Here is a 13,607-nt window from a genome sequence, read left to right as displayed (position 1 = left end):
AAGCATCAGCCAAGAATACCACCTGGCCGATCCCTCTGTTACACTCAGGATAGAAAAAGAGCGGACCCTAAAGCTCCTCCACCTTCTCAATATTTACAAACTCAATTTCCTTATCGGGGTTGAGTTCAACACTCACTACCGAATCTTTGGTAATCTTGCCGGCTAATATCTGCTTACTCAGCTCATTCAACACTTTTCGCTGAATCACTCGTTTCAATGGCCTGGCACCAAACTGTGGATCCCAACCAAGTTCTCCCAGATAATCAAGTACTTCATCAGTCGCCTCAATTTCAACTCCATTTTCATGCAACTGTTTTTGAATGAGTCCGAACTGGATTCTAACAATCTGACGGATATTGTCTTTGTTCAGTGGCATAAACATAATGGTCTCATCGATCCTGTTGAGGAACTCCGGTCTCACTGATTTCTTCAGTAAGTCGAACACCTGAAGCTTGGTTTCATCGATAATGTCCAGCACATTCTCTTCATTAATCCTTTCAAAGTTTTCCTGAATAAGACCTGAACCAATATTGGTAGTCATAATGATGATGGTATTCTTAAAGTTCGCCACACGGCCTTTGTTATCCGTCAATCTTCCATCATCTAGCACCTGCAAAAGAATGTTGAAAGCGTCCGGGTGAGCTTTTTCAATCTCATCGAGCAGAATGACAGAGTATGGCTTTCTGCGCACGGCCTCTGTGAGCTGACCACCTTCATCGTAGCCCACATAGCCCGGAGGTGCTCCAATCAATCGCGATACGGCATGGCGCTCCTGATACTCTGACATATCGATTCGCACCATATTGTTCTCATCGTTGAACAGGTATTCCGCCAGTGCTTTGGCCAGCTCCGTTTTACCAACCCCTGTTGTGCCGAGAAATATAAAGGAACCAATCGGGCGTTTAGGGTCTTGCAATCCGGCACGGCTTCTTCGCACTGCATCAGACAGAGCGGCAATCGCCTCTTTCTGACCGGCTACTCTTTTGCCCAGTTCTTCCTCCAGGTGCAGTAATTTATCGCGCTCAGATTGAAGCATTTTAGAAACCGGAATACCAGTCCACTTGGCAACTACTTCCGCAATATCTTCAGAATCTACCTCCTCTTTGAGCAGAGATTTTTCACCCTGCATTTCTTTCATCTTTTGTTTATACTCCTCGAGCTTTCGTTCGGCCTCAGTAATTTTACCATAGCGTATTTCGGCTACTCTGCCAAAGTCTCCTTCACGTTCGGCTTTCTCAGCTTCAGACTTATACCTGTCTATATTCTCTTTTTCGGCCCTAATACCAACAATCACTTCTTTCTCATTCTCCCACTTGGCCTTGAGGCTATCGCGCTTTTCTGAAAGTTCGGCTATCTCTTTCGAGAGCACGGATTCTTTGTCTTTATTCTTCTCTCTGCGAATAGCCTCCCGCTCAATTTCCAACTGCATAATCTTGCGGTTCAGTTCATCCAGTTCTTCAGGAAGCGAGTCAATCTCAATTCTCAGTTTAGAGGCGGCCTCGTCCATCAGGTCAATGGCCTTATCCGGAAGAAAGCGGTCCGAAATATATCTGCTGGAAAGTTCCACCGCAGCGATCACCGCATCGTCCTGAATTCTCACCCCATGGTGAACCTCATATTTCTCTTTAATGCCTCGCAAGATAGAAATGGCGTCTTCCTGGTTGGGTTCATCTACAATTACCGACTGGAACCTTCGCTCAAGAGCCTTGTCTTTTTCGATATATTTCTGATACTCCTTGAGTGTTGTGGCCCCAATAGCATGGAGTTCTCCCCTGGCCAAGGCGGGTTTTAACAAGTTGGCGGCATCCATGGCCCCTTCACCACCGCCTCCGGCACCAATCAAAGTATGAATCTCATCGATAAAAAGAATAATCTCTCCATCAGAATCCTGCACTTCCTTGATCACCGCTTTGAGCCTTTCTTCAAACTCTCCTTTATACTTGGCTCCTGCCACCAACAAACCCATATCCAGAGAAATCAGGGTTTTACTTTTCAGATTTTCAGGCACGTCACCATCTACTATGCGCTGAGCCATACCTTCTACAATGGCAGTTTTACCAACTCCGGGTTCGCCCAGTAAAATAGGGTTGTTTTTGGTGCGTCTGGAAAGAATCTGCAGCACTCTTCTTATTTCCTCATCGCGACCAATCACCGGATCGATTTTTCCGGAACGCGCCAATTCGTTCAAATTCTTAGAATACCTATTGAGTGACTGATATTTGGCTTCGGCATTAGGGTCTGTTACCGAATTGCCACCCCTCAGCTCTTTAATAGCCGCAACCAAGTGCTTTTCTGCAAAACCAAGCTCCTTGAGTAGAATACCTACTTTTTCCTTCCCTTTGAGCAGACCAAGCATAATGTGCTCAATAGCTACAAACTCATCGCCAAACTCCTTCAAATGATCCAGAGCCTTAGTCAAAGCAGCGTGGGCATCGTTCGATAAGTAAGGCTGTTGACCACTCACTTTCGGGTAGCTATTAATTATCTCCTCAAGCCGAGCATCCAACTGCCCTTTGTTTATGCCTAACTTCTTTAATAAGAATGATACTACATTCTCATCGGTTAGCAGTATGGCCTTCAGAAGATGGCCTGGCTCAATGGCCTGCTGTTGATTTCCGCTGGCTATCTCTGCTGCCTTCTGAATGGCTTCCTGCGATTTGATTGTATATTTCTTAAAATCCATTGTTCTATTTTTTTCTCCTCCATGAGCATCTATGCTCGTGGGCACTGCATCAAATGATAATCCAAGCCAATAAATCGGAAATTATGACCGAAAAAATGGCCCCAAAGGCTCTAATTCGGCCATATTGTCTTAGATTCGCAGCAAAATAGTATTATGGCCCGAGTTAAAATTGAGCTACCCGACCGCTTCATTTTCAAGACCTCTATTCTGGTAAGAATTTCTGATATAAACTATGGCGGCCATTTGGGCAACGACAGAATATTGGCCATGATGCAAGAGGCTCGCTATCAATTCTTCAACTCTTTGGGTTATAAAGACGAGAAAAGTATTGAAGGCATGGGCACTATTCAGGCCGATGCGGCTGTGGTCTATAAAGGAGAGGCCTTTCATGGCGACCAAATAGACATCCAATTGGCTATTGACAACATTACAAGAAAGAGTTTTGATGTGTACTACCACCTTTGGTGTGGTGAGAAAGAAATTGCGCAAGCAAAAACGGGTATTGTAATGTTCGACTATGACCAGAGTAAGGTGTGTAATATACCCGAGGGCTTTCTGGCTAAGATTCAAAACTAGAGTGCTACCTTTGTAGCATGCAAACTCCCGCTAAGAAGCAAGACATACGCAAACTAAGCCTGGAAGAAATTCAAGACTTCTTTGTTTCTATTGGCGAAAAACCATTTCGTGCCAAGCAGGTATATGAATGGCTTTGGAAGAAATCGGCCAAAGATTTTGACCAAATGACCAACATTTCGCTTTCTATCCGGGAGCTACTCAAGGAGCGGTTCGAAATAAAGCATATTAAGGTAGATCAGATGCAGCGCAGTGCTGACGGCACCATTAAAAATGCTGTAAAACTGCACGATGACCTGATTGTTGAATCGGTACTTATTCCTACAGAAACCAGAATTACCGCCTGCATCTCTTCTCAGGTAGGCTGCAGTCTCGACTGTAACTTCTGTGCCACGGCCAGGCTAAAAAGAATGCGCAACCTGAGTGCCGATGAGATATACGACCAGGTGGTGGCCATTAAAGAAGAAGGAGAGCTGTACTTCGACCGTCCCCTGACCAACATTGTGTATATGGGCATGGGCGAGCCCCTGCTCAACTATAAAAATGTGCTGGAATCTATAGAAAAGATTACCTCTCCGGAGGGTCTGGGCATGTCTCCAAGAAGAATTACGCTTTCTACAGTTGGCATTCCAAAAATGATCAAGCAGTTGGCCGATGATGAAGTACGGTTTAACCTGGCGGTTTCATTGCACTCGGCCATTGATGAAACTCGTACCCGAATGATGCCTATTAATGAAAAAAGCAATTTGGCCGAACTGGCCGAATCGCTTCAATACTGGTACAGTAAAACCAAGCGCAAAGTAACCTTTGAGTATGTGGTTTGGAAAAACATTAATGATGACGAAAAGCATGCCCGCGCTTTGGCAAAGTACTGCGGCAAAGTGGCTTCTAAGGTAAACATCATTGAGTATAACCCGATTGATGATGGAGAGTTTCAACAAGCCGACCCGGCCAGCCTGGACATGTACAAACGGGTTTTGGAAGAGAAGGGAATCGTTGTAAATGTGCGCAGAAGCCGTGGAAAAGACATTGATGCGGCCTGTGGACAATTGGCAAATAAGAGTTAGAAGCAGGAAAGCCTGAAGCTCTACCTGGGAGGATGGTCTTTAGAAATTAGATAAACCAACGGTCAACCTATATCAGAACAAGACAAAGACTTCGATACCCGTTAGCCGATAACTATTAACTAGTCTTTGCTGGCATTAAAAAGCTTCTGTTTCTCTTCTTTGGTTAGAGCATCGTAGCCTTTTTCAGAGATTTTATCCAGAATAGCATCTATTTCTTCCTGTGCACTTTTAGACTTAGCCTTCTTCTCTGATTTACCCGAGGTTTTAGAGCTTGTACTTCGTCTGGTGTTTTTGTAGCTCACCTTAATTTTTGGCTGCGGTTTGAAGATACTCTTCACCCATACCATAAAACTCACAATTGGCCTGCTCCAGTCATTGCCTCTTTGCAACTGCCTAACGCTTATATAACCTACCAGTGCGCCCCCTAAGTGAGCTATTTCTCCCCCTGCATTCGAACCGGTGCTTTGTATAAATGAAAGTATAATTATTGCTGCCGCAATGTATTTTAGGCGAACGGGCCCGAGAAGCAACAAGTGAACAGTATAGTCGGGGTAAAATGTGGCCGCACCAACCACTACTGCAATAACTCCTGCAGAAGCTCCCAGTAGATAGGAGCTGTCTACCACACTCTCAAAATATGGAAGAAAATTATAGGCGACTAGGTACAGAACACCTCCGCCAATACCGCCCCAAACATATAGACCTAGTAATTTATTCTGACCTATGTACTCACTTATGATTCTACCGAACCAGTACATACACAGCATATTCCAAAGAATGTGAAAAAACTGTTTGTGGAAGAAAAAGTAAGTAATTATGGTCCAGGGTTGTCTCCACAATTCATCGGTATTGGAGGGCAACATAAGGTGGTTCGATATTGCAAAGTAAGCTGATCGCTCTCCGACCAAGGTGAGCAATACCCCAAGCACCCCTACACCCACAAAAATCACCACATTAATGATGATAATTTGGTTAAGAATATTGCCCGACCTGAAGGCTATCTTAAAATCGTCTAAAATGCTATTCATGTTAGTAGAAATCTCTCCTCTGCTTTTTCCAATACCTCACCATAAAGAAGGCAATCAGTGCTCCTCCGATATGGGCCAAGTGAGCCACGTTGTCGCCCGGAGCCCGCTGTAACTCTGCAAAAACTTCGTAAAGAATATAGACAGTGACCAAATACTTGGCCTTGATGGGAAACGGTATAAACAATAAGAAAAGTTCGGTATTAGGAAAGAATAGGGCAAATGCAGCCAAAATTCCGAAAACCGCACCCGAGGCGCCTACCATACTATAGGTGCCAAACATTCGATAGATATCATATGCGTATTTCTTGGATTGCGCAATGATTTCATAGTTGTTTGGATTTCTCTCATAACTATCAGCATGGTTATAAAGCATTGACTTTGATTTTTCTGATAACCCATCTGCATGCTCACTAATAAAAATCACAAAGCCCCCGGGGCTTGGATTGGCAATGTATGATTCATAGTCACGCTCTAAGCCCCGAACTTCCCAGTAGTTAACCCCAGTATAAAATAGGCCTGCCCCTACTCCGGCAACCATATATAAAATCAAGAATTTCTTCTGCCCTAGAAACTGCTCAAGTAGTGGCCCAAAGATGAAAAGGGCAAACATGTTTCCGAAAATATGCCATAAATAAAGCCCTTTACCCGGAACGATTACTTGATGAAAAAACATGTAAGTCACAAATTGAAAGGGTTTGAAGGCTGGATCCCCAATATAATAGAGCCCAAACAAGTCGTTGAGAGAGATTCCCTTTCTAAGGAAGAAATAGCTTATGAAAAATAAGCCTATATTAATAATCAGTAAATTCTTTACCAGGGGTGTAAGTCTTCCAAACATAAGTTCTAGTTAAAAAACTGGTCTATCTTATCTAATTCCAGAATGAACGTTGTCTTTCTGCCATCGGGAGAATAATTAGGGCTTTTGCAGGCAAAAAGCTGGTCTATTATAGAGCTCATCTCTTCGGCACTGAGAGTACTACCTACCTTAATAGATGAACGCTTAGCAATAGCCCGGGCTATATTCTCATCATTTGATATACTCAATTCCGACTGGTTTAGTTTAAACTGCTCTATAAAGCCTTCGAACAACGCTTTTTCATTCACCGATTTTAAATCGGCCGGAACTCCATTTATTACTATGGAGTGGTCTCCAAAGTCGGCAAATTCAAAGCCAATCGCATTCAACTCTGCCTGAATGTCATGTACCAAGGCAAAGTCGGCCGCATTGAGCTTAAGGGTTTGCGGAAAAAGCGCCTGTTGTGACGCCCCGTTTCTTCTGGATATGTGATCTAAAAACTTTTCGTATAAAATGCGCTCATGGGCGGGTTGTTGGGCTATGAGCATAAGCCCCGATTTCACCTGAGTGGCAATATACTTTTTATGTATCTGAAAATAAGACTTCTCCGGTTTAGCCACAGGCGTACGCTCCGAAATCGAGTTGGCCGCACTGCCCAGAGTTATCGTACTTTGAGTCTCCGGGTGTATTTCCATTTGGCGGTTACTCTCCTCCTGTTGAGAAATTTCCGTTTTCAAACCTTCATAGAGCTTTTCCCAATGGCTGGCATTGGTCTTGCGCTCAAAGGTTTTGAACTGTGCATAGTCCCTCTCAGCGGCCTTCCTACTTTGTTCAGGAGGAGAATTTTGGGGCCGAAAGCTTGCAAAATTCACATCGTGTGAGAAGTCAATAGCCGGGGCAATGTTGTGGGTTCCCAACGCCTGCTTAACTGCCGCCCTCACCACAGCATAGACGGTGCGCTCATCGTCAAACTTAATTTCTGTTTTGGTAGGGTGTACATTAATATCGATATGCCTGGGGTCTATTTCAATAAATAGCGTATAAAACGGAAAGCTACCTTCGGGCAATAACTGCTCAAAGGCTGTCATTACGGCATGGTTGAGATAGTTGCTTTTAATAAAGCGGTTATTAACAAAGAAGAACTGCTCTCCTCTTGTTTTCCTGGCAAATTCGGGTTTGCCCACATAGCCATGTACTCTCAGTAAGTCGGTGGTCTCCTCACAAGCAGCCATTTGGTCTTGATATTTTTTGCCGAATATGCCCACCACCCTTTTACTAAGCTTTCCTGCCGGCAGTTTATACACCTCCATATCGTTCTGATACAACGACATGGCCACCTCGGGGTTGGCCAAGGCTACCCGCTGAAACTCATCGACAATATGCCGCATTTCGACCGCATTCGACTTGAGAAAATTTCTACGGGCCGGCACATTAAAAAAGAGGTTTTTCACGCAGGTAGAAGTACCCACAGGCGTAGAAACCGGTTCCTGTTTTTTGATTTCAGAGGCTTCTATCTGTATGAGGGTACCCAGTTCATCTTCTTGTCTTCTGGTTTTGAGCTCTACCTGACCCACGGCAGCTATCGATGCCATAGCCTCTCCCCTAAAACCCATGGTTTTAATTGCAAAAAGATCTTCGGTAGAGCGGATTTTTGAGGTAGCATGACGTTCAAAACACATGCGCGCATCAATGTGCGACATACCCACACCATTGTCTACTACCTGAATGAGCGCTTTTCCTGATTCCTTTATGATGAGCTTAATATCTGTTGCCTTGGCATCAATGGCATTCTCCAACAGTTCCTTCACTACAGAAGCAGGTCGCTGAACAACCTCTCCGGCAGCTATCTGATTGGCTATGTTATCAGGAAGTAATTTAATTATGTCGGACATCTATCGCAGGGCGTTATCGCTTAAAACGCCTCCAAAGATAGAACGGAATGGTTAGTAAGACCAGATAAAAGATTTCTATACCCACATAAACGTAGCCGGCAATCATCATCACCAATATTACCATTATGAGCAGACGGAGCATTACCGTTTGGTCTACACCACTGCCGGTGGCATGCTTCATGTTTTTGCGAAAAGAACCTTCTATTTTCGATTTATAGCCCGGGTCTATGGTTTCAGTATCGCTCAAACCCATCTCCGCTTTTATGCGGGCGGTACGGTTCTCGATGTCCTCTTTAATAGGATCGTAGTAACGCGGTTCGATGTGAAACCTCTGATATCTGGCTTTTTTGAAGAGTCCTGGTAAGTTCATTATAATCAATACTGCCCCCTCAGCGTTCTGTTAATACGTAAAAATATAGTTTATTTGTTCTTACTAAAAGCCTAACGCCTTCATGTTTAAAAAAGTTATTCTACACCTTTTTGTTTGTAGCCTCTCTGTAAGTGCGCTTTCGGCACAAAAATTTTATCATACCATAGACACTGTAGCACAACAGGCCTGGGCCGATAGTGTATTTCAGTCGCTTAGCCCGGAAGAACGCATTGGGCAGTTATTTATGGTAGCGGCCTATTCCAACAGAGATCAAAAGCACGTAGAAGAAATACGCGGGCTCATTGAAGAGTACAACATTGGCGGACTTATCTTCTTTCAAGGAGGGCCATACCGTCAGGCTAAACTTAGCAATGAGTACCAGGCACTGGCCAAGGTACCACTGGCAGTAGCCATGGATGCAGAATGGGGTGTTGGTATGCGACTGGACAGTGTCTATGACTTTCCTAAACAAATGACACTTGGTGCTATTCGGGACAGAAAGTGGATTTACGAAATGGGTAAAGAAGTAGCCAACCAGTTCAAAATCATGAACATGCACATCAATTTTGCTCCGGTGGTAGACGTCAATGTAAACCCCAAAAACCCGGTAATTGGCTATAGATCTTTTGGCGAGACTAAAGAAGAAGTGGCCCTCAGAGGCATTGAGTACATGAAAGGCCTGCAACACCATGGTATTATGGCCAATGCCAAGCACTTTCCCGGCCATGGCGATACGGAGGTAGACTCTCATTATGATTTGCCGGTGATCACCCATTCGAAAAACCGAATGAGCGAAACTGAACTCTATCCTTTCAAAGCCCTTATGAACGACAGTCTAATGAGCGTAATGGTAGCTCATTTGCAAGTTCCTGCCTACGATAGTTCGGAAAACACACCCACTACTCTTTCTAAAAATGTGGTAACCGACCTGCTAAAGGGGGAACTTGGCTTTGAAGGCCTGGCATTTACCGATGCCATGAACATGCAAGGGGTAGCTAAATATTACGATGCAGGCGAAGCCGATGTAAAGGCTCTTCAGGCCGGAAACGATGTAATTCTGTTTCCTCTCGATGTACCCAAAGCCATAAAGCAAATACAAAAAGCCTTGAAAAAGGGCACCCTCACTCAGGCCATGCTCGATGAGAGGGTAATGAAAATACTTAAAGCCAAGTATTGGTTTGGCTTAAATGAGTATAAGCCCATTGATACAGCTAACCTTAGCAAACGCATAAATAACGATTATGCCATTGCTCTGAACAAATTGCTCTATCAAAAAGCCATAACAGTTGTAGACAATAGCGACTTACTCATACCCACTATAAGCGTAGACAAAAAGTCGTTTGCCAGCATAAGTATTGGAGAAACTAATGCCGATGTTTTCCAGAACATGCTGAACAGGTACACAAAGGTTACCCCTTTGAGTTTTGACTCGCTCAGCAACCAGGCCCTAGACTCGGCTGCCCAATTTAGCCAGGTAATTATCGCCTATCAGGGCATAACCAACTCGCCACGCAACCAACATGGTGTAGACACTCAGACAGTAGAATGGATAAAGGCCTTACAGAAAAAGACCAATGTAATTGTGGTGGTAATGGGCAATGCCTACTCCCTCCAATATTTTGAAGGGGTTAAAAACCTGATTTGTACCTATGAAAACAATGATATTACGCAACAAGTAGCCCCACAAATAATTTTTGGTGCTTTGCGGGCAGAGGGCAAGCTACCCATTACGGCAGGTTCTAGCTTTAAAGCAGGTACTGGCATCGAAACACTCACCACCGGCCGGTTGAGCTATGGCCTTCCGGAAGAAGCAGGCATGAGTTGGGACTCACTGCGCAAAATTGACGGCTTGATTGAGCAAGCTATTAAAAACAAGGCCACTCCGGGGGCTCAACTACTCATTGCCCGAAAGGGTAAGGTGGTTTATGAAAAACAGTACGGTTTTCAAACCTACAACGAAGAGCGGCCTGTTGACCAGCATACTATCTACGATATAGCCTCAGTAACCAAGGTGGCCGCCACTACCCAAATCTTAATGCGTTTATACGATGAAAAGAAGCTGGACATTAATAAACCGCTGGGTTACTATTTGAAAGAACTAAAAGGCACCAATAAAGAAGGGCTTATTATACGAGATGTTCTTGCCCATCAGGCCGGCCTTAAACCCTACATCCCCTTTTGGGAGAAAACGGTTACCAAAGGACAGCTCAATACCGATTATTTTACGGATGCCCGGGGGCCAAGCCATAACTATCGTATACAGGAACACAACCTGCCCGTTTCGCTCAACGACTCCATTTGGAAATGGACCGTAGAATCGAGCCTGCGCGAGCTCCCCAAAAAGAAAAAGAAATACGACTACCTCTATTCCGACCTGGGTTATACCCTCATTTTTCGCCTTGTGGAAAAGTTAATCGATGAGCCGGTAGAAGACTACCTCATGCGCGAGTTTTATGCCCCTTTGGGAATGAGCCGTACTATGTACCAACCCCGAAGCAAGGGGTATTATAAAGATGTAGCCCCTACGGAAGTAGACTCTTATTTTAGAAACACCATAGTTTGTGGCGATGTGCACGACCAAAACGCCACATTAATGGGTGGCATTGCAGGCCATGCAGGCCTCTTTAGTACGGCAAACGACCTGGCCATCTTATTGCAAATGAACTTGCAAATGGGATATTATGCCGGCAAAAAATACTTTGAGCCCTGGACTATACCCATCTTCACCACTCCTCAAAGTGTAGAAAACCGCAGAGGCATGGGTTGGGACAAACCCATAACCGGTACAGAAGAAGGTCCTACCAGCAAATTTGCCTCTGCAAGTACCTTTGGTCATACAGGCTTTACCGGTGCTGCCATTTGGGCCGATCCGGCCGAAGAATTGGTTTTTGTCTTTCTGTGCAACAGAACATATCCGGACAGCTCTAATTTTAAACTGATAGAAGAAAATATACGCACCAGAATACAAGACATGGTCTATCAATCCATTTTGGAACCTTAGGCACACTTTGTGAGTTTAACCACCAACTGCTTAGAGAAACTTAATGAAAATCGGAATTGTATGTTACCCCACCTTTGGTGGTAGCGGGGTTGTAGCTACTGAACTGGGCAAAGGGCTGGCTAAAAAAGGGCATGAAGTACACTTCATTACCTACTCTCAACCCACTCGCCTTGATTTTTTCAACGAAAACCTGTTTTACCACGAGGTAAATATTCGTTCTTATCCACTTTTCAAATACCCCCCTTATGAGCTGGCTCTAGCCAGTAAGATGGTAGATGTGGTAAAATTCGAAAAACTGGATTTACTTCATGTGCACTACGCTATTCCGCACGCCTCGGCTGCCGTTTTGGCAAAGCAGATATTAAAATCTGAAGGCATTGAAATTCCCATAGTAACTACCTTACACGGGACCGACATAACCCTGGTGGGTAAAGACCCTTCTTATGAACCGGTGGTTACATACAGCATAAACCTCTCTGATGGTGTAACTGCGGTTTCTGACGACTTAAAAAAAGATACCTACAAACACTTTAATATTCAGCGAGAAATTAAGGTAATCCCCAACTTCATCGATCTGGAAAAATTTCAGCGGCAGCGAAAAGATCATTTTAAAATGGCCATTTGCCCCAACGGAGAGAAGTTGATTGTGCACACATCCAACTTCAGAAAAGTAAAACGGGTTGATGATGTGGTGAGAATATTTAAAAAAGTGTCCGAAACCGTTCCGGCTCGCTTGCTACTAGTGGGCGATGGGCCGGAAAGAGGCCATATAGAAGGGCTTTGTCGCGAACTCGGAATTTACGATGAAGTACGGTTTTTAGGAAAACTAGAGGCGGTAGAAGAAGTACTTTCTGTAGCCGACTTATTTTTAATGCCTTCTGAAAAAGAAAGCTTTGGTTTAGCAGCTCTCGAAGCCATGGCCTGTCAGGTTCCTGTTATTTCTTCTAATGCCGGAGGAATTCCTGAGTTGAACATAAACGGTCAAACGGGCTTTACCTCTAACATTGGCAACATAGAAGAAATGACCCAAAATGCCTTGCACGTGTTGAGCGAAGAACACCTGGAAACATTTAAGCGAAATGCTTTAGAAAGAGCTAAAGAGTTCGACATTGTGAAAATACTCCCTATCTATGAAGAGTATTATAGTCACATTGCATCCACCGTGTTTTCTGCGGCAGGCCAATGAAGATAGGCATTATAGGTTGTGGTTGGCTGGGGCTTCCACTGGCAAAGCACCTGGTGGCCTCAGGCCACTTGGTAACAGGCAGCACTACCAGCCAAAACAAACTCCCGATACTGGCAGCAGAGGGCATAGAACCTGTCTTGTTAAAGCTTGACCCTATGCCAGTAGGCGAACATTTTCAGAAGCTGCTATTGGCTGATGCCCTCATTATTAATATTCCTCCGGGGAGAAAAAAGAATCCTCCTCACTTCTATGAGGAGCAGATAAAGTACCTTAAATACATGCTGGCCAATAGCCCGGTTGAGCAAGTACTGTTTATTAGCTCAACCTCCTTTTATCCAAACACCAACGGTATCGTAAGTACCCATACAGCCCCAGACTTTGCAAGAGGCTCTTCCCTGGCCGTAGTCCAGGCCGAAAAACAAATACAACAAATTGGACAACGCCTAACTATTCTTAGATGTGGGGGCTTAATGGGAGATGATAGAATTCCGGGTAAGTGGTTTGCAGGGAAGCACACCACCGGTAGAGATACTCCGGTAAACTACGTGCACCAACAAGACGTAATTCGAGTAGTTACGGCTATACTGAACAAAAGCATTTCCCACGACCCTATAATGAATCTGGTTTCTCCCGAGCATCCAACCCGAAGGCAGGTTCACGAAGCCATGGCTTGCAAATACAATTTTACACCACCTGTTTGGGAAGAACCGCATACAATACCTTTCAAAAGGGTGGAGAGTAATTTCAGCGATTTTGGTTTAAAATCGCCTTTGGAGTTTTAAGCAGCTTCTATCAGCTTCAAAAAAGCCTCCCCTTTCTTTAACTGCTGACAAGCCTTAATTTGATTGAGCCTCCTCTTAATTTGTTCGTACCGATCGAACTCTTGAATAGCTTCCTGAAAACCTCTTTGGTACACCTTGGGGGAAAGTACCATTCTTTTACCGTTGACTGCCATCGTTTCTTAACTAGAATAAGCTGCTGAAAGTTTTCCTAGGCACTCAACGAAAGATT

At 44.3% G+C, this 13,607-nt stretch carries 11 protein-coding genes; 5 read left to right on the top strand and 6 right to left on the bottom strand.

Features of this window, described 5'->3' with window-relative positions:
• Positions 1-67 precede the first annotated feature (67 nt).
• The gene (clpB, locus tag B3763_RS04715) at positions 68-2,683 is read right to left on the bottom strand and encodes an ATP-dependent chaperone ClpB (RefSeq protein WP_286744215.1); all 2,616 of its coding nucleotides are present in this window, start codon (positions 2,681-2,683) and stop codon (positions 68-70) included.
• Positions 2,684-2,836: 153 nt separating this feature from the next.
• Between clpB and B3763_RS04710 the strand changes: the two genes are divergently transcribed.
• Together B3763_RS04710 and rlmN are read left to right on the top strand one after the other, a co-directional pair.
• Positions 2,837-3,259: an acyl-CoA thioesterase gene (locus B3763_RS04710; protein WP_286744213.1), complete on the top strand. Its 423-nt coding sequence runs from the start codon at positions 2,837-2,839 to the stop codon at positions 3,257-3,259.
• A 17-nt stretch (positions 3,260-3,276) separates the two neighbouring features.
• Entirely contained in the window at positions 3,277-4,323 is a 1,047-nt protein-coding gene (gene rlmN, locus B3763_RS04705; protein ID WP_286744210.1) for a 23S rRNA (adenine(2503)-C(2))-methyltransferase RlmN, read from the top strand.
• Positions 4,324-4,442: 119 nt separating this feature from the next.
• Here the strand turns inward: rlmN and B3763_RS04700 are convergent, their stop codons facing one another.
• Genes B3763_RS04700 through B3763_RS04685 form a run of 4 tightly spaced genes read right to left on the bottom strand, consistent with a single transcriptional unit; the run spans position 4,443 to position 8,409 of the window.
• Positions 4,443-5,351, bottom strand: a complete 909-nt coding sequence (locus tag B3763_RS04700; RefSeq protein WP_286744208.1) for a rhomboid family intramembrane serine protease — start codon at positions 5,349-5,351, stop codon at positions 4,443-4,445.
• 1 nt (position 5,352) lies between these two features.
• Positions 5,353-6,189: a rhomboid family intramembrane serine protease gene (locus tag B3763_RS04695; RefSeq protein WP_189628518.1), complete on the bottom strand. Its 837-nt coding sequence runs from the start codon at positions 6,187-6,189 to the stop codon at positions 5,353-5,355.
• Positions 6,190-6,194: 5 nt separating this feature from the next.
• Complete coding sequence (gene mutL / locus B3763_RS04690; RefSeq protein WP_286744207.1) at positions 6,195-8,039, bottom strand: DNA mismatch repair endonuclease MutL; 1,845 nt, start codon at positions 8,037-8,039, stop codon at positions 6,195-6,197.
• 13 nt (positions 8,040-8,052) lie between these two features.
• Positions 8,053-8,409, bottom strand: coding sequence for a hypothetical protein (locus tag B3763_RS04685; protein WP_189628520.1), 357 nt, complete (start codon positions 8,407-8,409; stop codon positions 8,053-8,055).
• 82 nt (positions 8,410-8,491) lie between these two features.
• On the opposite strand from B3763_RS04685, the gene B3763_RS04680 reads away from it, so the two are divergent.
• The 3 genes from B3763_RS04680 to B3763_RS04670 are packed head-to-tail and all read left to right on the top strand — an operon-like array spanning position 8,492 to position 13,378.
• Entirely contained in the window at positions 8,492-11,410 is a 2,919-nt protein-coding gene (locus B3763_RS04680) for a glycoside hydrolase family 3 N-terminal domain-containing protein (protein WP_286744205.1), read from the top strand.
• A 43-nt stretch (positions 11,411-11,453) separates the two neighbouring features.
• Positions 11,454-12,596 (top strand): N-acetyl-alpha-D-glucosaminyl L-malate synthase BshA, encoded by a 1,143-nt coding sequence (gene bshA / locus B3763_RS04675; protein WP_189628522.1) that lies wholly within the window; start codon positions 11,454-11,456, stop codon positions 12,594-12,596.
• A complete protein-coding gene (locus tag B3763_RS04670) occupies positions 12,593-13,378 on the top strand; it encodes an NAD(P)H-binding protein (RefSeq protein WP_286744204.1) in 786 nt (261 codons plus the stop codon). Before bshA ends, B3763_RS04670 begins: the two co-directional genes overlap by 4 nt.
• On the opposite strand, the gene B3763_RS04665 is transcribed toward B3763_RS04670, so the two are convergent.
• On the bottom strand, positions 13,375-13,530 hold the full coding sequence (locus B3763_RS04665; RefSeq protein WP_189628524.1) for a hypothetical protein: 156 nt from the start codon (positions 13,528-13,530) through the stop codon (positions 13,375-13,377). The two genes, B3763_RS04670 and B3763_RS04665, sit on opposite strands and share 4 nt — an antisense overlap.
• Positions 13,531-13,607: the final 77 nt, after the last annotated feature.

Source organism: Roseivirga sp. UBA1976 (assembly GCF_002336325.1).
Classification (GTDB): domain Bacteria; phylum Bacteroidota; class Bacteroidia; order Cytophagales; family Cyclobacteriaceae; genus Roseivirga; species Roseivirga thermotolerans.
Note: the sequence above shows the minus strand (reverse complement) of the source record. Positions and strands in the feature narration are given on the sequence as shown.

Coding starts and splice junctions, on each gene's coding strand:
- clpB (WP_286744215.1), bottom strand. CDS start 2,683: ATGGATTTTAAGAAATATACAATCAAATCGCAGGAAGCCATTCAGAAG.
- B3763_RS04695 (WP_189628518.1), bottom strand. CDS start 6,189: ATGTTTGGAAGACTTACACCCCTGGTAAAGAATTTACTGATTATTAAT.
- mutL (WP_286744207.1), bottom strand. CDS start 8,039: ATGTCCGACATAATTAAATTACTTCCTGATAACATAGCCAATCAGATA.
- B3763_RS04665 (WP_189628524.1), bottom strand. CDS start 13,530: ATGGTACTTTCCCCCAAGGTGTACCAAAGAGGTTTTCAGGAAGCTATT.
- rlmN (WP_286744210.1), top strand. CDS start 3,277: ATGCAAACTCCCGCTAAGAAGCAAGACATACGCAAACTAAGCCTGGAA.
- B3763_RS04680 (WP_286744205.1), top strand. CDS start 8,492: ATGTTTAAAAAAGTTATTCTACACCTTTTTGTTTGTAGCCTCTCTGTA.
- B3763_RS04685 (WP_189628520.1), bottom strand. CDS start 8,409: ATGAACTTACCAGGACTCTTCAAAAAAGCCAGATATCAGAGGTTTCAC.
- B3763_RS04710 (WP_286744213.1), top strand. CDS start 2,837: ATGGCCCGAGTTAAAATTGAGCTACCCGACCGCTTCATTTTCAAGACC.
- B3763_RS04700 (WP_286744208.1), bottom strand. CDS start 5,351: ATGAATAGCATTTTAGACGATTTTAAGATAGCCTTCAGGTCGGGCAAT.
- B3763_RS04670 (WP_286744204.1), top strand. CDS start 12,593: ATGAAGATAGGCATTATAGGTTGTGGTTGGCTGGGGCTTCCACTGGCA.
- bshA (WP_189628522.1), top strand. CDS start 11,454: ATGAAAATCGGAATTGTATGTTACCCCACCTTTGGTGGTAGCGGGGTT.